General features: G+C 63.2%; 16 protein-coding genes, 1 tRNA gene and 1 pseudogene. 11 read left to right on the top strand and 7 right to left on the bottom strand.

The annotated features are described in order from the left end of the window. Positions 1 to 140 precede the first annotated feature (140 nt). Positions 141 to 2,228, top strand: coding sequence for a TonB-dependent siderophore receptor (locus NKH16_RS13430; protein WP_352821229.1), 2,088 nt, complete (start codon positions 141 to 143; stop codon positions 2,226 to 2,228). A 29-nt stretch (positions 2,229 to 2,257) separates the two neighbouring features. Continuing rightward, positions 2,258 to 3,442, top strand: a complete 1,185-nt coding sequence (locus tag NKH16_RS13425; protein WP_352743327.1) for an MFS transporter — start codon at positions 2,258 to 2,260, stop codon at positions 3,440 to 3,442. Positions 3,443 to 3,462: 20 nt separating this feature from the next. Here the strand turns inward: NKH16_RS13425 and NKH16_RS13420 are convergent, their stop codons facing one another. Further along, positions 3,463 to 4,539, bottom strand: a complete 1,077-nt coding sequence (locus tag NKH16_RS13420; RefSeq protein WP_352743328.1) for a siderophore-interacting protein — start codon at positions 4,537 to 4,539, stop codon at positions 3,463 to 3,465. A gap of 203 nt (positions 4,540 to 4,742) precedes the next feature. Continuing rightward, a tRNA-OTHER gene (locus tag NKH16_RS13415) sits at positions 4,743 to 4,828 on the bottom strand. A gap of 78 nt (positions 4,829 to 4,906) precedes the next feature. Here NKH16_RS13415 and NKH16_RS13410 point away from each other — a divergent pair. After that, a pseudogene (locus tag NKH16_RS13410) lies at positions 4,907 to 5,024 on the top strand (IS5/IS1182 family transposase); the annotation flags it as partial. 33 nt (positions 5,025 to 5,057) lie between these two features. Here NKH16_RS13410 and NKH16_RS13405 read toward each other — a convergent pair. Then, entirely contained in the window at positions 5,058 to 5,834 is a 777-nt protein-coding gene (locus NKH16_RS13405) for an esterase family protein (protein WP_352743330.1), read from the bottom strand. A gap of 4 nt (positions 5,835 to 5,838) precedes the next feature. Next, positions 5,839 to 7,005 (bottom strand): ATP-grasp domain-containing protein, encoded by a 1,167-nt coding sequence (locus tag NKH16_RS13400; RefSeq protein ID WP_352821226.1) that lies wholly within the window; start codon positions 7,003 to 7,005, stop codon positions 5,839 to 5,841. An 808-nt stretch (positions 7,006 to 7,813) separates the two neighbouring features. Between NKH16_RS13400 and leuA the strand changes: the two genes are divergently transcribed. The 4 genes from leuA (at position 7,814) to NKH16_RS13380 (ending at position 13,264) form a co-directional block, all read left to right on the top strand. Then, positions 7,814 to 9,550: a 2-isopropylmalate synthase gene (gene leuA / locus NKH16_RS13395; protein WP_352743333.1), complete on the top strand. Its 1,737-nt coding sequence runs from the start codon at positions 7,814 to 7,816 to the stop codon at positions 9,548 to 9,550. A 143-nt stretch (positions 9,551 to 9,693) separates the two neighbouring features. Next, positions 9,694 to 11,481, top strand: a complete 1,788-nt coding sequence (locus NKH16_RS13390) for a tetratricopeptide repeat protein (protein WP_352452906.1) — start codon at positions 9,694 to 9,696, stop codon at positions 11,479 to 11,481. 227 nt (positions 11,482 to 11,708) lie between these two features. Continuing rightward, the gene (locus NKH16_RS13385; RefSeq protein ID WP_352680920.1) at positions 11,709 to 12,512 is read left to right on the top strand and encodes an alpha/beta fold hydrolase; all 804 of its coding nucleotides are present in this window, start codon (positions 11,709 to 11,711) and stop codon (positions 12,510 to 12,512) included. A 134-nt stretch (positions 12,513 to 12,646) separates the two neighbouring features. After that, entirely contained in the window at positions 12,647 to 13,264 is a 618-nt protein-coding gene (locus NKH16_RS13380) for a hypothetical protein (protein WP_352743334.1), read from the top strand. A 76-nt stretch (positions 13,265 to 13,340) separates the two neighbouring features. Here the strand turns inward: NKH16_RS13380 and NKH16_RS13375 are convergent, their stop codons facing one another. Beyond that, complete coding sequence (locus NKH16_RS13375; RefSeq protein WP_352743381.1) at positions 13,341 to 14,285, bottom strand: metallophosphoesterase family protein; 945 nt, start codon at positions 14,283 to 14,285, stop codon at positions 13,341 to 13,343. A 53-nt stretch (positions 14,286 to 14,338) separates the two neighbouring features. Here NKH16_RS13375 and NKH16_RS13370 point away from each other — a divergent pair, with 53 nt between their 5' ends. Continuing rightward, positions 14,339 to 14,836, top strand: a complete 498-nt coding sequence (locus NKH16_RS13370) for an NUDIX domain-containing protein (protein ID WP_352743336.1) — start codon at positions 14,339 to 14,341, stop codon at positions 14,834 to 14,836. 306 nt (positions 14,837 to 15,142) lie between these two features. Here NKH16_RS13370 and NKH16_RS13365 read toward each other — a convergent pair whose 3' ends face one another. Beyond that, complete coding sequence (locus NKH16_RS13365) at positions 15,143 to 15,292, bottom strand: hypothetical protein (RefSeq protein WP_352540966.1); 150 nt, start codon at positions 15,290 to 15,292, stop codon at positions 15,143 to 15,145. A 119-nt stretch (positions 15,293 to 15,411) separates the two neighbouring features. After that, on the bottom strand, positions 15,412 to 16,401 hold the full coding sequence (locus NKH16_RS13360) for a glutathione S-transferase family protein (protein ID WP_352743338.1): 990 nt from the start codon (positions 16,399 to 16,401) through the stop codon (positions 15,412 to 15,414). A gap of 280 nt (positions 16,402 to 16,681) precedes the next feature. On the opposite strand from NKH16_RS13360, the gene NKH16_RS13355 reads away from it, so the two are divergent. The 3 genes from NKH16_RS13355 (at position 16,682) to NKH16_RS13345 (ending at position 18,839) form a co-directional block, all read left to right on the top strand. Beyond that, positions 16,682 to 17,236: a GNAT family N-acetyltransferase gene (locus NKH16_RS13355; protein WP_352743340.1), complete on the top strand. Its 555-nt coding sequence runs from the start codon at positions 16,682 to 16,684 to the stop codon at positions 17,234 to 17,236. 63 nt (positions 17,237 to 17,299) lie between these two features. Next, positions 17,300 to 18,061 carry a 3-hydroxyacyl-CoA dehydrogenase gene (locus tag NKH16_RS13350; protein WP_352743342.1) on the top strand — a complete coding sequence of 254 codons (762 nt, stop codon included), beginning with the start codon at positions 17,300 to 17,302 and terminating at the stop codon, positions 18,059 to 18,061. 16 nt (positions 18,062 to 18,077) lie between these two features. Then, the gene (locus tag NKH16_RS13345) at positions 18,078 to 18,839 is read left to right on the top strand and encodes a HugZ family pyridoxamine 5'-phosphate oxidase (protein ID WP_352743344.1); all 762 of its coding nucleotides are present in this window, start codon (positions 18,078 to 18,080) and stop codon (positions 18,837 to 18,839) included. Positions 18,840 to 18,934 lie beyond the last annotated feature (95 nt).

Raw genomic sequence — 18,934 nt, 5'->3', positions numbered from 1 at the left:
GGTCACACTTTGCTGTCGCCGACCGTATCGGGCCAGCACCCGCACGAGCTCAAAAAATAACTTGACTCAAATACTCAGATTTGAGAGCCCCTTCCGTCAATGTACGGAAGAGTGGAGACGAGTTGATGCGGAAACGGACGATGACATGGCTCCTGGGGATATCACTGCCGGGCAGCATGGCCCTGCTCGGCCTGTCCGGGCCGGCTCACGCCCAGGACCAGGGCGGCGTCACCGTTCTCAACAAGATCGAGGTCGATGCCGAGAGCGACGAGATCCTCGTGCAGGACGGCTACGTCGCCAAGAAGGACCGCATCGGCACCAAGACCGACACGCCGATGGTCAAGATTCCGCAAGCCGTTTCGGTTGTGACGCAAAAGCAGATCGAGGACCAGAAGCCACGCACGCTGAACGAATCGCTCGGCTATGTCGCAAGCGCCAATCCGAACAGCTTCGGCTTCGACACCCGCTACGATGCCTTCTTCCTGCGCGGCTTCCAGGCCTTTTACAACGGCATGTTCCGCGACGGGCTGCGCCAGTACAACGGCCCCTCGGCCTGGTTCAAGACCGAGCCCTACGGCATCGAAGGCGTCACCATCCTGAAGGGGCCGGCCTCCTCGCTTTACGGCATCAGCGGTCCGGGCGGCATCGTCAATCTGGTCACCAAGCGCCCCAAGGAAGAACAGTTCCGCGAGGTCGAAATGCTGCTCGGCGAGCACAATCGCTTCCAGGCCGCACTCGACGCTTCCGGCCCGGTGAACGACGACGGCAGCATCCTCTACCGCTTCACCAGCCTCGGCCGCACCAGCGACACCGACCTGCCCGGTTATCCCGACGACAAGATCTATCTGGCGCCGGCCGTCACCTTCAAGCCGGACGAGGACACCAAGCTGACCATCCTCGGCGAATATTCGAAATCCGTCACCGGCGGCACCGCTGCCTTCTACAATTCGGGCGGCGCTCTGACGAACCTCTACGAGGGCGATCCCGTCTGGAACGACTTCGACCAGACCCAGGGCCGTATCGGTTACGAGTTCGAGCACCGTTTCAGCGACGTGCTGACGGTCCGGCAGAACCTTCGCTACGGCGCCGTCGACAGCGACATCGAATATAGCGGTCATTACCCGGACGGCGTGGATCTGAAACGCTATTGGGGCCACTACACCGAGACCATGAAGAACTTCGTCGTCGACAACATGGCGCAGTTCGAATTCGATACCGGCCAGGTCAGGCACACGGCGGTAGCCGGCATCGACTACGCCTGGTCGAACTATGACGCCGGCAGCGGTATCTCCTATGTCTCCGTCGGTGACATCAAGGCCGCTCCGGTTCCTTACTCTGGCGGGCAGGAGATGAACCAGCTCGGCGCCTATCTGCATGACCAGATGGAGTGGAACGATTTCACCCTGTTCGCCAGCGGTCGCTACGACTGGGCCGACACCACCTCGACCGCCGCCGACTTCACCAAGTCCAAGCAGGACGACAGTGCCCTTTCCGGCCGGCTCGGCCTGTCCTACCAGACCGAATGGGGCATCACGCCCTATGTCAACTATTCGACGTCGTTCTCGCCCAATATCGGCTTCGTCTATGACGATGTCAGCAGCCCTGTCGGTCGCGTCGCCCGTCCGACCATTGCGACGCAGAAGGAAATCGGCGTCAAATACGAATTTGCCGACTATAACGCCGCCGTCAGCGCCGCTCTGTTCGACATCGACCAGAAGGATGGCGTCGTCTTCGACGCCTCGACCGGCATCAACAAGCAGCGCCAGCTCGACCTGAACTCGCGCGGCGTCGAACTGGAAGCCAGCGCCTCGCTCGACAACGGCCTCAGCATACTCGCCTCTTACACCTATCTGCGCGTGAAAATCGAACGCGGCGCCACGGGAACCGCAGGCAAGGAACTGTCGGCGACGCCAAATCACATCCTGTCGCTCTGGGGGCAGTACCAGTTCGAGGACGGGACGCTGCAGGGGCTCGGGCTGGGCAGCGGCGTTCGCGTTGCCGGCTCGAGCTATGGCGACGACACCAACACCTTCAAGAACGATGCGCGCGCCTTCGTCGACGCCTCGCTCTCCTACGATTTCGGCTACCGCAATCCCAAACTCGAGGGCGTGAAGCTGCAGGTCAACGCCAAGAACCTGTTCGGCACTCAAAAATCCATCTGCTCGGCCGGCTATTGCTACCGCGACGAGGGCCGCTCGCTGTTCGCTAGCCTGCGCTACCGCTTCTGATGTCGATCGCCGTTTCCAGCCGGGCATCGATGCCTGTCGCGATCCTCCTGGCGATCGGCGGGCTCTACGTCGCGCAGAGTGTGATCGGCGGCATCACCTGGGCGGGGCTGCCGGCGGTGATGCGCGACCAGGGCCTGCCGCTCGACCGGATCGGCCTGGTTTCGCTGATCGCGCTGCCATGGGCGCTCAAGTTTCTATGGGCGCCGGCCGTCGAGCGCTATCGGCTGCCGCCGGTCGGCAAGAACCGCACCGGCACGATCGTCGCCGCCGGTGGACTTGCGTCCATCGCCGGGCTGTGGGCCGTCGGCGCGCTCGGCCCGGAAGCCTGGTGGCCGGTCCTGGCCTGCCTGACCATCGTCGCCTTCGCCGCCTCGACGGTCGACATTGCCTGCGATGGTTTCGCCGTGCAGAGCCTGGCCAGGGAAAACCACGGTTGGGGCAATGCCGCGCAGGTCGGCGGCGCCTATCTCGGCTCGGCCATCGGCGCCGGCCTGTTTCTGCTTCTGGTCGACGCTTATGGCTGGCGCATCGCCGTTTGGGCGATGGCCTTGCTGCTCCTGCCGCTCGGCCTCCCCTTCCTGCTCGGCGCGGCCGGCCGCGCGCGCGAGGAGACGCGCGAGCATGTTCCCAGCCTCCTCGACGCGTTGAAGCGTCCCGAAATTCGGCGCGGCCTGGCAGCGTCGGCCACCTATGTCCTGGCCCAGAAGGCGGCACTCGCCATGCTCGGACCATTCCTGATCGACGCCGGGCTCGACCTCTCGATGGTCGGACTTGTCAACGGCGTCGGCAGCATGTTCGTCGGCTTGGCTGCCGCACTCGCCGGCGGCGCTCTCGTCAAATGGTTCGGCCCGCGCAACGTGCTCGTCCTGGCGCTTTTCCTGCAGGCCGGATCGCTGTTCTTCTTTTCGGTCTTCGATTTTCTCGGCGGCTTCTCGACCACCGCTTTGATGGCCATCGCGGTGCTCAGCTCGTCCGGCTTCATGGCTCTCGGTTTCGTCGCGCTTTACGCGCAGTTCATGCGCTGGTCAGATCCAAGACAGGCTGGCGTCGACTTCACGCTGTTCCAGTGCATGGACGCACTGATGAGCATGGCCGGCGGGATCGCGGCCGGCTACGCCGCGCAGTATTTCGGCTATGGCGCGTTCTTCGCAGGCGCCGGCCTGGTCGCGCTGCTGGCGGCCCCGGCGATCGCCTTCGTATCCGACCGCCGCTGACCGCGGAGCATCGTCGCGCACTATTCTTCGCCACCGTCCGCCGCTTGCGCCCCGCGGCGCCAGTAGGCGATGACCAGATGCCGGTCGCGCGGCACACCCCATTCCTTGCGGACGATCCTGCGGATCTCGCGGAAATCGCCGAACTCGCATCCGGCCCAGACATAGAGATTGTCGGCAAGCGCGGTGCGGTTCCGCTGCCGCAGCACCGTCGGCAACAGGCTGGCCGTGCCGGCCTCGCGCCCATGCCGATAGAGCCAGGTGACGGCAACGGCCTCACCCGCGGCCAGCGGCATCCGATCGTCGGGACCATCGACCTCGATGAACGCTTCGGCGCGGGTTGACGGCGAAAGCTGCTCCAGGATCCTGCCGATCGCCGGAAGCGCGGTGTCGTCGCCGAGCAGCAGCAGGTTTTGCGCCTCGGGCACGCCACCTCCGCCCGGTCCGATCATGCCGATGATCTCGCCGGCAACTGCCTTTTCGGCGAAAGCGGCCGCCGGCGTATCCATACCGGGGTGGAGGACGAAATCGACATCCAGCCAGCCGCTTGCGGCGTCCAGTGCCCGGATCGTGTAGACCCGCACGACGAGCGCGTCCTCGCCCGACGGCCAGACCATCAGGCCGTCGGCGCCCATCGACGGCCACACCGGTGGCCTGCCGCGCGGCGGCAGCAGCAGCCGCACATGCAGGCCGCCACGGCCAAAGCGGCCGAGTTCGTTGCTGGCGAAGCGGACGCGCTGCATATGCGGAGAAATCCGCGTCGAGGACAGCACCGTGATCTCGCGGAAGAACACCGGCGGACCGGCATCGCTGCCGTCGCCCTGCCAGGCGATGCCCCTGGTCGTGCCGAGATGTTGCGAAAAATGGCCGGCGACCGCCATCTTCATGTAGGACAGGCAGGTTTCATCCTCGGCCGCGACGCGGATCAGCACGTTGTCGTCACCGAGCGTCGCCTTCAACGAGCCGTAATGCGTGCGAAATTCCCAATGATCGGCAAGGCCGGTATCGATCTCGGATTCGCCATGCTCGGCGCGCAGCCTGTCCATCACCGACCGGATAGCGGCACCGCTGATCCGGGTTTGCGCACTCAATTGCTCCATCGCTCAGCCTTTCGATGCCGTTGAATTCGAGATCGCCATACGGCGTCCTCGCCACGCCGGAATGCCACAGCCGGCCCGGCGTTTCCACTGAAAGATGATAAGTATAGTCATGTTTTTAAATCAGGCTGAAGGGAAGTCCATTTGCAGGCCGCATCACCTAGATATCGACATGCAATAGGTCGTAAACTCGTAAAGCGGGGCGTCGCCAGCGGCAGGGATCGAACCCGCACCTGAACCAAGAGGCTCAGGATCACTGTGGTGATACGTTTACCAATTCCGTCACGCTGGCACCTGCCTCGTAGCGCAAATTTGCGCGGATTGCCATTCGAGGCTTCTCTTGTGGCGTCCGAGCCGATTCAGCGTCGGCATGAGCCGATACGACCTGCCCGACTTCGAGTGGCGTGATCGAGCCGCTCCTGCCCAACAACCCGCCAGGCGTGCCGCGTGTGGATGATCGCCGCGTGCTGAACGACATCTTCTCAAGGCGACTGTGGCTGCGCTTGTGAGTCTACGGTAATCTAATCCAGCCGGTGCATCAGATCGTCGTCCAGCCAGCGGGCGAAGAAATAGACCAGTTGCTTGTGCCACCACGGCCAGTCATGGGCGACATCGCCGCCCCAATAATCGACCCAGGCCGGAATCGACTTGTCACGCAGGATCTGTTCCAGCGCCTGCGTATCGGCCAGCATCCGTTCCTCCCAGGCACCCTGCCCGCAGCAGAAGATCAGCCGCAGCGCCTTCAGCCTGACAAGCAGCCCCGGATCGACGATACCCGGCAGGTAGTCGAGCGGCGAGTTGAAGAAAATCTGTCCGTCGAGCGCATTGCCGAAGAAATCGTGGGTCGAGTAAACCCCCGACAGCGCGATGACGCCGCTGGCCAGTTCCGGAAAGCGGAAGACGAAATTCGACGAATGGTAGCCGCCCATCGAGCAGCCGCAAAATAGCGGCTTCAGCGTACGCCCGCCATTGGCCTCGGCTGCGACAGACAGGAGTTCCGGCAGCGCCTCTTCGCGCACATAGCGGAAATACGCTTCATGCCGGGCGATGCGATGGGCCGGCTCGGCATGGCGGTCGAAGAAGGATTCCGCATCGATGCCGTCCAGCGTGAACAACTGGATGCGACCGGTGTCGACGAACTCGGCGAGAGCCGAGACCGCGCCGGAATCCTCGAACTGGTAGAACCGCCCTTGCGAAGTCGGGAACACAACCACGGGTCGGCCGGCATGGCCGTAGCGCTTGTATTCCATGTCGCGGCCGAGGTTGCGGCCAAAACCCTTGTGGTAGGAAACGTCCATCGCCTCACGCCTTTTCCGCATGGATGTAGTCGACCGCCCGGCGCAGCGCCTTCGGGTCGGTGGAGCGCAGCTGATAGGCGTAGTTTCCCATGGCGCGGCTGAAAACCTCCTCGATGGCGTGATGATGGACGATCATGCCGCCATGGGCGGCCAGCACGTCGGCGTGGCTGTGCACATAGTTGAGGTGCCGCTTGCGGCTGGCATAGGCGGTGAAATACTTGCCCCTGTAAGGGCCGCCGGCGGCGTCCTTGACCACCATGTCGGCCCATGCGGCATAAACATCGATATCGAAGGTGTAATTGATGGCATCGGTCATCCAGGCGCCAGGCGGCCGCATGTTGACCTCCAGCGCGATGACCCTGTCGTCCCTGGTTTCGAACAGCTCGATGTGGAAGAAGCGCTCGCGCACGTCGAACGCCTTGAGGATTTTCCTACCGGCCTCCTCGACCGCCCGGCTGATCTCGGGAAAACAGACATAGCTCATATGGCGGTCGCGGTTGACCACCTCCATGACGCTCTGGTCGTAGCGGTGGCTGGCGGCCAGCACCACCTCGCCGTCGCGGTTGATCAGCCCGTCATAGGTCACCACCAGCCCTTCGATGAATTGCTCCATGACGAAGCTGACGCCTTCCGGCTTGTCCCTGAAGAAGCTGTCGAGTTCGCCGGCGTTGGAGATTTTGAAAGTGTTCGAGGCGCCAGAGCCCGAATCCGGCTTCACCACCACGGGATAGCCGACACGGCGGATGAAGGTCATGGCGCCGGCGCGGTCGGAGCATTTGCGTTGCGGGATGGTTTCGACGCCGCTCTTGCGGAAGAACGCCCGCATGCGGCTCTTGCGTTTCAAATTCTTGACGAAGTCGAGCTTGGTGCCGAAGATGTTGAAGTCGGTGCGGATATTGGCTTCCAGCTCCAGCCAATGCTCGTTGAGCGATTCGAACCGGTCGACGCGGCCCCATTTGTGGATGAAATGGCCGATCGCCCGGAACACCGGATCGTACTCCTCCATGTCGTCGATGCGGTAATATTCCGAAAGGGCTGCCTTCAATTTGCCGTCCAGCGCATCGAACGGGGCGTCGCCCATGCCGAGCACAGTGGCGCCGGCCTTCTTCAGCCGGTCGCAGAAATCGGCGCCATTGGCTGGAAAATGCGGCGAGAAGAACACGAAGTTCATGGACGATCCCTCCCGGCGGCGAGCCATCGCACCCCCGCCGACAATCGACTCTGGCGCATTTGCCGGGCTCGGGGAAGAGCAACTGGATCAGGTGAGCGGCTGGGCCCGCGAAAGGTGACGCCAAAACCGCAAAATAAAAAACCCGCCTCGACAGCGGATCCTCGGCGCCAGTCAGCACCATACCCAAATTAGTAGCATAGCTGCCGGCACAAAGCAAGAACAAAGTTGCTGTAATCAGGAAAAATCGCTTCATGTCGGCGCCGCGCCTTCATTGCAGCTTGGGTTCCTCGCCCCACGAAATGGGGATAGGTGGCTCGGCGAAGCCGAGACGGAGAGGGGACTGCGCCCTGCGAAGGCCCCCTCTCCGGCCGCGGAGCCTGTCCTTGGGCTTGCCGAAGGCAAGACCCGTGGACAGCCACCTCTCCCCCGTTTCGCGACGGCGAGGAACGCAAGTCTTGAGGCTGGATCGGCAGCTTCTGCGACAGCGAGGCTCCCACTTGCCTCGCTTTGCCCGCTCCTGTATGAAATCCGCCATGAGCCCGCGCGCCACCTCTTTTGCGTCCCGTCAGACCGGCATTGCCGGCCAGACCGTTCGCGCGCTTGCCTCCACCCTGCTGCTTCTCGGCCTTATCGGCGATCGCCGGGTTCGCTGAAGGAGCGCCCGGCGGTCGAATTCGCCGCTCACGCGCACGCTCCTTGGCCAGTCACAAATTGGCACGTCACATCAAGCGAACGAAATTCTGGTAAAGGCGCCGCTCGCCACCAATCCGCCTGAAGCTGGATCCGCGAGCCGCCGGGAGAAAAGACGATGAACGCACGAGAAGATATCCGTCTGAATGTAGAGGAAACCGCCGGGCCCGCGAGGGGCATGCCGGATGCTGCCCGCAAGTACCAGCCCTATCCGACCGTCGGTCTTGCCGATCGCACCTGGCCCTCGAAAGTGATCGACAAGGCGCCGATCTGGTGCTCGGTCGACCTGCGCGACGGCAACCAGGCGCTGATCGATCCGATGGGCCAGGAACGCAAGGCGCGCATGTTCGCCCTGCTGCTCGACATGGGCTTCAAGGAGATCGAGATCGGCTTTCCGTCGGCCTCGCAGACCGACTTCGATTTTGCCCGCTGGTGCATCGAACAGGGCAACGTGCCCGCCGACGTCTCGCTGCAGGTGCTGGTGCAGTGCCGGCCGGAACTGATCACCCGCACTTTCGAGGCGCTGAAGGGCGCCACCAACCCGATCGTCCATTTCTATAACTCGACCAGCGAATTGCAGCGCCGCGTCGTCTTCGAGAAGGACGTCGCCGGCATCAAGCGCATCGCCACCGATGCGGCCAAGATGATCACCGACATGGCGGCAAAAGCCGGCGGCGGCTACCGTTTCGAATATTCGCCGGAGAGCTTTACCGGCACCGAGCTCGAAGTGGCGCTGGAGATCTGCAACGCCGTCACCGAGATCGTCAAGCCGACGGCGGAGAACAAGCTGATCATTAACCTGCCCTCCACGGTCGAGATGTCGACGCCCAACATCTATGCCGACCGCATCGAATGGATGTGCCGCAATCTCGACGAACGCGAGAACCTGTTGATCTCGCTGCATCCGCACAATGACCGCGGCACCGGCATCGCCACCACCGAACTCGGCCTGATGGCGGGCGCCGACCGCGTCGAAGGCACCCTGTTCGGCAACGGCGAGCGCACTGGCAATGTCGACATCGTCACGCTGGCGCTCAACATGTACACGCAAGGCGTCGATCCCGGGCTCGACTGCTCCGACATCAACCGCATGAAGGACGTCTACGAATACTCCAACCAGCTGAAGATCCCCGAGCGCCATCCCTATGTCGGCGAGCTCGTCTACACCGCCTTTTCCGGCTCGCACCAGGACGCCATCAACAAGGGCATGAAGGCGCTGCGCAAGGCCAACACGCCGCACTGGGAGGTGCCCTATCTGCCGATCGACCCGGCCGATGTCGGCCGCAGCTATGAAGCCATCATCCGCATCAACTCGCAGTCCGGCAAGGGCGGCATCGCCTATGTGCTGCATGCGGATTACGGCCTCAACCTGCCGCGCAACCTGCAGATCGAGTTCAGCCAGGCCATCCAGGCGATCACCGATGCCGAAGGCAAGGAGGTGCCGGCCAGGCGCATCTACGAGCGCTTTCTCGACACCTATGTCGACCAGCCCGGCGCGCGGCTGAAGTTCCTCGACCACCACACCTATCCCGACACCGAGGTCAAGGGCCGGCGCGTGGTCGAAGCGGTGATCCTCGACAAAGGCAAGGAGGTGACCATATCAGGCACCGGCACCGGCCCGATCGACGGCTTCGTCGATGCGCTGTCGCGCCATGTCGGGGTGCCGATGTCGGTGCTGGATTATTCCGAGCATTCCATGCAGCGCGGCTCGAATGCCTCGGCCATTTCCTATGTCGAGATGGAACATCCGGGCGGCAAGCTGTTCGGCGCCGGCATCAACACCAACATCGTCGCCGCCTCGCTCGAAGCCGTGGTTTCGGCGGCCAACCGCATCGTCGGCCGAAAGGGCGGCTAGCCGAGACCGCCAGGCCCGCGCATCAGCCCACCGGAAATTTTATCCGGTGGGTACGCTATCGCACCATAAGCAGATGCTTGTATGGCGGCGCCAGCGCGATATGATTGTACCTCAACCTGTGCCGAATTCGAAGGGATCGACACTTGCAGCATACCACGCCTGCCGCCCCCGCAGTGCGCGAAACGTTGGAGCGATTGCTTGCCAGCGAAACGTTCGGACGATCCGAGCGCGCGCGCAAGCTGCTCCGCTACCTCGTCGAGCGCGAGCAGGCAGGCGAAGCCGATAGGCTCAAGGGCTTCTCCATAGCGATGGACGTTTTCGGCAAGGACGGCGATTTCGACCCGTCGACCGATGCGGTGGTGCGGGTGCAGGCCGGCAGGCTGCGCGAGCTTCTGCAGCAGTATTTCGCCAATGAGGGCGTTGCCGAACCGGTCCGCATCGCCATTCCGCGCGGCGGCTATGTTCCGTCCTACGAGCTCAACGCCATTCGCTTGCCGGCAGAGGCTGAGGCAGAGAGCAAGCCGCAGCCGGCGACAGAGGAGGCGGCGACCGCCCCGCTCGGCTCGCCGGAAGATGCCCGCAACCGGGCACATCCGGCTGCATTGCTGAGCGTTCCAGCCGTCGCCCCTGCTGCACCTTCGCTGCAGCGGCATTTGCAGTTCTTCTGGCTGGCGATCGCGCTGGTCATTCTCATGCTGGGTGTGCTGATCCTTCGCCAGGGCAGCGTGGTATTGCTGACCGGCGGCGACACGGCGGTCGAGACCGCTGTGGCGACCGGCAGCATAGCAGCGCCTCCGGTTGAAAACCTCCCCCAGGTCTACATCGCCATCAAGGCCGACAGCGACCTGGCTCGCCGTGTCGCCGCATCGCTGCGCGCCGGCCTCAGCGGCTTCGATACCATCAATTTCATCGGCCGTGATGCCGACAGCCCGCCCGATCCAGTAACCGACGCCGCCAGCTTCGTATTCGATGTCCTGCCCGGGCCGCGTAGCGGCGACATCATGCTCGAGCTGCAAAGCGTGGCGACCGGCCGCGTGCTGCTCTCACGCAACCTGACCGCCGGCGACAGCGCGAACACCGCCATCGAGGACCAGATCTCCGGCATTTTGAGCTCGGCTCTTCCCGCCTCGGGCACGATCTACAACTACATCGAGCAGAGCGGCATCCAGACCGGGCTGACGGCGTGTCTGGTGCTCAACGGCAAATATTATCTCGACCAGAACGCCCAGACGCACGGAGCCGCTTACCGCTGCCTCGAAGATCTTGCCAACCGGGAGGCGAAGTCGTCGCTCGTCTATTCGGAACTCGCTTCCTTGCATCTCGAAGCGGTCACCGACCACTATCCCTACCCCGCCGACGCGACGATCGACAAAGCGATGACGTTTGCCCATCGCGCCATCCAGATGGGCCCGACCAGCCCCTACGCGCACCGCGCCCTTGGTTATCTCAATTCGCGCATGGGCGATTCCGCGGAATCGATCCGCTGGATGCGCAAGGCCTATGAGCTCAATCCCTACGATCTCGCAATGGCCGCCGCCTATGGCTACGGGCTGGTTTTCGCCGGCAGGTACAGCGAGGGCACCCCGATCATCGCTCACGCGGTGGACATCGCCAGCGCCCATCCGACATGGTGGGATTACGGGCTGTTCGCCGGAGAGTTCATGATGGGCGACATTCACAAGGCCACGCTCGCCAGCGACGGCTTGCGAACGACGGAAATGAAATCGCATTATCTGGCGGCGCGGCTGATCGGCGCCAAGGCTGCCGGCCGCGAGAAGCTGGCGAGCAGGCTGCTGCAGGAACTGACCGCCAAATTCCCGAAATTCGCAGCCGATCCGCGCGCAACTTTCGTCGAACGAAGATATCCCGCCGATCTGACCAACCGGCTGGTGGAAGCCCTGCGCGCCGCCGGCCTTGGCGGCGCCAGCTGACGTCTCCCGGCGCGTGCACGACGTCAGGTGATCGCGAAGATTTTACTGGCCATCCGGACGGCCAAAGCGCAATTCAGACACAATTTGAACCGGCCAATCTGATCCCACATAGGTCTGATCCCGCATAAGACTGATCTCCGCATAAGTCTGACCTCCCGCAAAGACTGATCCGCATAAGACCGCCCCCGGCATCCTGACTGATCCCGGCACCAAGCCATAAAGTTTGCATGACCCCATCCCTTTACGCTGCCGAACGGGGCACCGGCCCGACAACGATCGCCTTCCTGCATGGTTTCGGTGGCTGCCACGACGACTGGCGCGACGTGGCCGAGTCTCTGGCGCCCGGCGCGCGGACCCTGGCCTATGATCTGCCGGGACATGGGCTGTCGCTCGATTTTCCGGGCGGCGGTCCGGCCAGGATTGCAGCCAGTGCCGTCCTTGCCGATCTTTCCGCTCGCGGGATAAAGCGGGCTCATCTCGTCGGTCATTCGATGGGCGGCGCCGTGGCCGCCCTGATGGCATTGAGCGAGCCTGAAAAGATGGCCTCGCTGACGCTGCTGTCGCCGGGCGGTTTTGGTCCTGAGATCAATGGTCCGCTGCTGCGTCGCTACGCCGCCGCTGCCGGCACGGATGAAATCCGCGCCTGTCTTGCCGCCATGTCGGGACCGCAAAGCCGGCCCTTGCAGCATAGGGTCGATCTCGTCAACGAGATGCGCCGGCGTCCCGGCCAGTCGCGGACACTTGTCGAGTTCGCAGCCGCCATGACCAGGGATGATCGGCAAGGCGTCATTCAGCGCGAACGGCTGGAAACGCTGAACATGCCGGTCATGGTGGTTTGGGGAACCGACGACGCGGTGCTGCCCGTCAGCCAGGCGGACGGCGTGCCGAAGCATTTTCATCTGCACCACGTGCTGGAAGCCGGCCATATGCTGGTCGAGGAAGCGCCCGGCCTGGTCGTCGAGGCCGTCCGTCGCAATATGCGACGCCGCAGCAGGCGGCTTCGTCCGGGATTCGCCGCTGCGGCGAGCTGATCGGTCTTCGCGCAGGCACGGCGGCGGCGCTGGTGCTGCTCCAGCGAACCCTTGCCCGCTCATCGATCTCGCAAGTGCATTTTGGCGGCGGCTGTGTTAATTCGGTGTTAACCAAACCCCGCGAGGCAACGCCGATGAAGGACGCAGGCGAGAACATCACCCAGATCGATCAGTCGCGAAAACTGTCCGATGCCATTCGCGACGTCAAGAACGCCTTCGCCGACCGCGATGACGTCGTCGTCGAGATGCGCGAAGCGCATCGCATGCGGCTCGATCTGCTTGCCGCCGAACTCGCGCCGGTCTTCGGCGACGTACCCACCGATATGGACAGTTTCGACTTCGCCGTCTCGTCCGGCCTGCAGCCACGGCTGTGGATCGACGCGATCAGCCATGTCGCCATGGGACGCGACCGCCGCACCTACCGCTTTCTCAAGGACACGCGCATCGGCCGCGTCGTGCTCGCCGAGTCGACCGAGATGAAGGTCGTTGCCGACCAGGTGACGCGCTATGTCGCCGAGCGCGTCGTCGAACGCCAGAGGATGATGGAAGGCGGCATCGAGCAGGCCGTCGCCGGCCTGAAACGCGCCCTGGTGGCGGAGGCTGAGCCGCCGCTGCATGTCGCTGCGCGCAGCAACGGCTGGTCGGCGTTCTTCTCGGGCCTCGGCCTGATCGCCGCAGGCGCCCTGGTCGGCCTGGCGATTTCGCTTGTGCTGTTCTGGGACCGCATCGTCGCGATGAAAATCAGCTTCTAGAGCGGTTCAGCGTTTCACGGAAACGCTGAACCGCACTATCTCTTTGTTTTGACGCAATTCCGGACGGAAAACCGTTTCACACTTTTCCTGGAATGGCTCTAGCCATCGACGCCTCGGCCTCGACGCCAAGCTCCATTGTCTGCAGGTCGCTGGGCGGCAATGCCGGCCCGGTCAGGCCGCGGCGCGTCAGCCTGATCCGCCAATTGTCCTTTTCACCGTCGATGTCGAGCAGATTGTATTGCGCCGGCGCATGCGAACTGCCGGGGGCCTGCCCCGCCGCGGCGACCCCGACCACCGGAATTTTGATCTTGCGGGCGCCGATGAAGAACAGCGACGGCACATGCGAATGGCCGTGCAGCACAAGCTCGGCGCCGTGCCGGTGAAGAACCTTGTGGAAGCGCGAGATGCCGAACAGCCGCTTGTTCTGCGAAACGGCGCCGCGCACCGGCGGGTGGTGGATCATGATCACCCGGAACAGGCCCTGCTTGCCCGTGGCGTCGAGGATGCCGCGCAGCCTTTCCGCCTGGCCTTCCAGAAAGAAGCCGTTGGCCATGAAGGGAGCCGTGGCGCGCGCCGTGGAGACGCCGATCAACGCAACATCGCCGCGCACGCGCAGATACGGAAAGGTGTTGCGGTCGACCGGCGTATTGACGCCGTCGCCGGTCATCCACGCCGCCCAGGACCGGCAGGTCTTGTCGAAGGCGCCCGGCACATAGGCGTCATGGTTTCCCGGCACGACCGACACGTCATTGGGCGAGCCCAGCGTCTCCAGCCAGTGCTTGGCCATCTCGAGCTCACCGTCGAGCGCCAGATTGACCAGGTCACCGGTGATGGTGAGATGGTCCGGCCCGCTGGCCTTCATGTCGGCGACGATCGTGTCGATGACGGCATCGTGCATGTAGCGGCGGCGGTTGCGCTGCCAATTGACGTAACCGACCACGCGCTTGGAGGCGAGATCGCGATAGGTTACATCGGGAAGCGGCCCCAGATGGACATCGGAAATATGCGCGAGCCTGAACATCTTTTCTTCATAGGCGAGCCGCGCGCGGCTTTCCACTCACGGTTTCGCGGACGATGACGCCGGATCCGGAGCAAGCCCTGCGCCAGACCGGCTGGCCGGGCTTCAGGGCAAGGCTGTTTCACCTGTATTTCGTACTGCGGCGGCCGATGACGCTCGGCGTGCGCGGCTTGATCCACGACCGCCGCTCCAATTCCGTCTTCCTCATCCGCCACACCTATGTCCCGGGCTGGCACCTGCCCGGCGGTGGCGTCGAGTTGGGCGAGACGATGATCGAAGCGCTGACGCGCGAACTGTTCGAGGAAGGCAACATCGCGCTGACCGGACCGCCGGTGCTGAAGTCGCTGCATTTCAACCGCCGCGCCAGCCGCCGCGACCATGTCGGCCTCTATCTGGTCGAAGAGTTCGACCAGCCAAGCCCTAAGCTGCCCGACCGCGAAATCGCCGAAGCCGGCTTCTTCCCGCTCGACCGCTTGCCCCAGGGAACGACGCCGGCGACGCTGCGGCGGATTGCCGAGGTTTTTGGGGGGAATTCGGCATCGCCTTACTGGTAGATCATCTCTTCAACAGCTTTGGCTGCGTCGGTATAGACCGGCAGCATTCATTGTTCTCAGAGAGATAAATGCTGAGCGATGAGGAGAAAAAATGCAACACAGCCAAAACGATAGATTTAGAATCGCGCTCTATGTATCACTTTACACGGGAATTAATGTGATCACATTTTCCGTGATAGCGTTAATTTCGACAATAGTTCTTGCGATAGATCCATACATGTTAGCAAAAGTTGGAAGATTCATCCAATTCACAATACAATTAGTTGCGGCATTCGTGACATATTTCGTTTTTATAAAGCGACATGCTCAGCTTTTTACTCGCACTGAATTCTGGAAAATGGTCGGATTCTCAACCCTGATAGAAATGATTTTGGGAATGGCTGTGCTTCTGCCGTCGGGATTGTTACGCGCAATCCCGCCCCAGATGTCGGTCGTGATCGTCATGATCAGCGGCATCGTTGCGTTCCTTGCAACGTCGCTCGGCTACTCCAATCGATTTGGAAATACCATATTGAAAGCTGAACTCGTTAGAAGGGCAAAGATGGACTCAGAAACCTTCCGCTAGGTCACCGGTCTCACGCAGCCTTCCTGAATCGCGCGCGGTCGTGCAGCGCGCCATAGTCCAGCTCCGGCCCGACCGGCACGATACGCGTCGGGTTGATCGTCTCGTGGCTGCCGTAATAATGCGACTTGATGTGGTGCAAATTCACCGTGCCGGCGACGCCCGGCACCTGGTAGAGATCGCGCAGGTAATTCGACAGGTTCGGATAGTCGGCGATGCGGCGCAGATTGCACTTGAAATGGCCCACATAGACCGGGTCGAAGCGGACCAGAGTCGTGAACAGCCGCCAGTCCGCCTCGGTGATGCGGCCGCCGACGAGATAGCGCTGCCTCGACAGACGGTTTTCCAGCATGTCGAGCGCCGAGAACAGTTCGCCGAACGCCTCCTCGTAGGCTGCCTGCGTGGTGGCGAAGCCGGCACGGTAGACGCCGTTGTTGACCGCGGGATAGACCAGCGCATTGACCGCATCGATCTCGCCGCGCAACGGTTGCGGATAAAAATCGAGCTTGGCATCGCCCCATTCGTCGAAGGCCGAATTGAGCATGCGGATGATCTCGGAGGATTCGTTGGAAACGATGGTCTGCTCGCGTTTGTCCCACAGCACGGGAACGGTGACCCGGCCCGAATAGCCGGGATCGGCCCTGGTGTAGATCTGGTGCAGGAAATCGAGGCCGCAGAGCGTGTCGCCGGTGGCGCCGTCCTCGGCCAGGAACGTCCAGCCGTCGGCGCCCATGAAATGATGGACGACCGAGACGGAAATCACGTCCTCGAGTTTTTTGAGCACGCGAAAGATCAACGTCCGATGCGCCCACGGGCAGGCGAGCGAGACATAGAGGTGGTAGCGGCCGGGCTCGGCCTTGAAGCCGCGTTTTCGCCCTTCGGCCGGCGCGCCGTCGCGGGTCACCCAGTCGCGCCACTGCGACTGCGCGCGCACGAATTTGCCGCCGCTCTCCCCGCTATCGTACCTGCGGTCCTGCCATTGGCCTTCGACTAGCAATCCCATGCAATATCCTTTCGCGTTCCTACCCGATGTAGGGCACCAAGCGGCGCCGCGGAAATCCCCGATGCTGAACAGATCGTCAACGGCTGCGTCGTCGAGTGCGGTCGGCTGCGCCGGCCGATTGCGGCGGCTGAAAATTGGTGCTAGCGGACATCCGCATGTTCGACTTTGCCATGATCCGGTTCGACCGACGACGAAAGAGCGCCCGCGCTTGATGAAGCGCTGACTGGCGAACGCTGCCGCTTGCAGCAAACCTTTCCTCGTATACCGGAACGCAAAGACCATGAGCCTTGCCGACTTGAAATACCTGGCCGACGTGAAATACCTGCCGGAAACTCCGGCGCACGATCCTGAAATCGAAGCCATCAATAACGAGGCCTTCGGGCCGGGCCGTTTCGTGCTTGCCGCCTACAAGATCCGCCAAGGTGGCCCGCACGAACGCGCTTTGTCCTTCGTGGCCGTCGATGGCGCAATCGTCGTCGCCTCGGTACGGATGACGCGCATCGCCGCCGGTGCCGGCCGCGCGCTGATGCTCGGGCCGCTCGCTGTGCGGCCGGCCTTCAAAAATCTCGGCATTGGCCGCAAGCTAGTGGCAATCGCGCTGGAAGCCGCCGCCAAGGCCGGCGCGCCGGCGGTGATGCTGGTCGGCGACGAACCCTATTATGGCCCGCTCGGCTTCAAAAGGCTGCCGCGGGGGCAGATCTCGATGCCGCGTCCGGTCGACCCCGACCGGCTTTTGGCGCACGAGATCGTGCCGGGCGCGGTGGCGAGGCTGGCGGGCGAGGTTTGCCACGCCGACCAGGCAAGGATTGCCGCGCACATCGCCGCGATGGCATGACCATGCCGGTGCTGTCGCACGGTGGCTTGGCGTCATAGTCTGGGCACGGAGGAGGACGTCGAGATGAACCCGAACGGCCAGATTGCGATCGTCACCGGTGGCGGCTCCGGCCTTGGCGAGGCGACGGCGCGCGCTCTTGCCGCCGGCGGCGCCAGGGTTGCCGTCCTCGATCTCGGTATCGAGCGTGCGGCCAAGGTGGCGGCTGACATCGGCGGCATCGCCGTCCGATGCGATGTGAGCGACGCCGCGAGCGGTGCCGCCGCAGTCGCGGAAGCGGCAGAGACGCTCGGCGCACCGCGCATCCTGGTCAATTGCGCCGGCATCGTTGTCGGCATGAAGACGATCGGCAAGGACGGACCGCATCCGCTCGATCAATACCGCAAGGTGATCGAGGTCAATCTGGTCGGCACCTTCAACATGATTCGCCTGGTTGCCGACCGGATCGCCAGGCTCGAGCCGCTGCAGGGCGGCGAGCGCGGCGTCATCGTCAACACCGCGTCGGTCGCAGCCTATGACGGCCAGATCGGCCAGGCCGCCTATTCCGCGTCCAAGGCCGGCGTCGTTGGCATGACGCTGCCGGTGGCGCGCGATCTCGCCCGCTCCGGCATTCGCGTCTGCACCATCGCACCCGGCATCTTCAGGACGCCGATGATGGCCGGCATGCCGCAGGAGGTGCAGGATTCGCTCGGCGCCGCTGTGCCCTTCCCTTCCCGTTTGGGCGAGCCTTCGGAATACGCGGCACTTGCCTTGCACATCATCGAGAACCAGATGCTCAACGGCGAGACCATTCGCCTCGACGGCGCCATCCGCATGGCGCCGAAATAAATGCGACGGTGATGCCTTGGACGAACCCAGGAAAGACGTGATCCGCGCGACCGATACCGAGGCGATCAGGCTGGCAAAGACGCTGATCCGCAGCGCCCGTTTCGGCGCGTTGGCAGTGCTCGAACCAGGAACCGGTTCGCCGCTGGCCAGCCGGGTCGGCGTCGCCACAGACATCGACGGCACGCCATTGATCCTGGTATCGATGCTGTCCGCCCATACCGGCGCCATCCTTGCCGACCCGCGCTGCTCGTTGCTCGTCGGCGAACCCGGCAAGGGCGATCCGCTGGCGCATCCGCGATTGACGCTCGTCTGCCGCGCCGTGCGGCTCGAACGCAGATCGAACGAACACGCCCGCGCCGAGCGGCGCTACCTCAACCGCAACCCCAAGGCAAAACTCTATGCCGGGCTCGGCGACTTTTCGATCTTCCGGCTCGAACCGGAGCGCGCCAGCCTGAACGGCGGCTTCGGCAAGGCCTATCTGCTCGACCGCACCGATCTGGTCGCGACGGGAGCGATCGTCGAAGAGCTTGCCGCCGGGGAGCAATCGGCGCTCGACCACATGAACGCCGACCATCTCGATGCGATTGCCCTCTACGCAAGTCATTTCGGCGGGGCCGAGAGTGACGGCTGGATCGTCACCGGGTTCGACGCCGACGGGATGGATCTCGTATCGGGCGACAATGTCTGTCGGGTTTTCTTCCCCGAGCCGCTGAGAGCGGCGCGCGACCTCAGGCCTGTCCTGATCGACATGGCAAAGGCTGCCCGATCGGCAAATTAATCACAGCCGCACGGTTAATCGGCTTGCATGGAAAGCAAGCCTTGAGATTTGAGCGAAATGTTCTACCTTTGCGAGTGACGCTGAATCGTTGGCGT

Origin of the sequence: Mesorhizobium sp. M1307 (genome assembly GCF_040318155.1) — a bacterium.
In the GTDB taxonomy this organism is placed as follows: Bacteria; Pseudomonadota; Alphaproteobacteria; order Rhizobiales; family Rhizobiaceae; genus Mesorhizobium.
Note: the sequence above shows the minus strand (reverse complement) of the source record. Positions and strands in the feature narration are given on the sequence as shown.

What these genes read in the sequence shown, in the direction of transcription:
- NKH16_RS13430 (WP_352821229.1), top strand. Translation starts at nt 141, where the DNA reads ATGACATGGCTCCTGGGGATATCACTGCCGGGCAGCATGGCCCTGCTC.
- NKH16_RS13425 (WP_352743327.1), top strand. Translation starts at nt 2,258, where the DNA reads ATGCCTGTCGCGATCCTCCTGGCGATCGGCGGGCTCTACGTCGCGCAG.
- NKH16_RS13420 (WP_352743328.1), bottom strand. Translation starts at nt 4,539, where the DNA reads ATGGAGCAATTGAGTGCGCAAACCCGGATCAGCGGTGCCGCTATCCGG.
- NKH16_RS13405 (WP_352743330.1), bottom strand. Translation starts at nt 5,834, where the DNA reads ATGGACGTTTCCTACCACAAGGGTTTTGGCCGCAACCTCGGCCGCGAC.
- NKH16_RS13400 (WP_352821226.1), bottom strand. Translation starts at nt 7,005, where the DNA reads ATGAACTTCGTGTTCTTCTCGCCGCATTTTCCAGCCAATGGCGCCGAT.
- leuA (WP_352743333.1), top strand. Translation starts at nt 7,814, where the DNA reads ATGAACGCACGAGAAGATATCCGTCTGAATGTAGAGGAAACCGCCGGG.
- NKH16_RS13385 (WP_352680920.1), top strand. Translation starts at nt 11,709, where the DNA reads ATGACCCCATCCCTTTACGCTGCCGAACGGGGCACCGGCCCGACAACG.
- NKH16_RS13380 (WP_352743334.1), top strand. Translation starts at nt 12,647, where the DNA reads ATGAAGGACGCAGGCGAGAACATCACCCAGATCGATCAGTCGCGAAAA.
- NKH16_RS13375 (WP_352743381.1), bottom strand. Translation starts at nt 14,285, where the DNA reads ATGTTCAGGCTCGCGCATATTTCCGATGTCCATCTGGGGCCGCTTCCC.
- NKH16_RS13370 (WP_352743336.1), top strand. Translation starts at nt 14,339, where the DNA reads ATGACGCCGGATCCGGAGCAAGCCCTGCGCCAGACCGGCTGGCCGGGC.
- NKH16_RS13365 (WP_352540966.1), bottom strand. Translation starts at nt 15,292, where the DNA reads ATGCCGCTGATCATGACGATCACGACCGACATCTGGGGCGGGATTGCG.
- NKH16_RS13360 (WP_352743338.1), bottom strand. Translation starts at nt 16,401, where the DNA reads ATGGGATTGCTAGTCGAAGGCCAATGGCAGGACCGCAGGTACGATAGC.
- NKH16_RS13355 (WP_352743340.1), top strand. Translation starts at nt 16,682, where the DNA reads ATGAGCCTTGCCGACTTGAAATACCTGGCCGACGTGAAATACCTGCCG.
- NKH16_RS13350 (WP_352743342.1), top strand. Translation starts at nt 17,300, where the DNA reads ATGAACCCGAACGGCCAGATTGCGATCGTCACCGGTGGCGGCTCCGGC.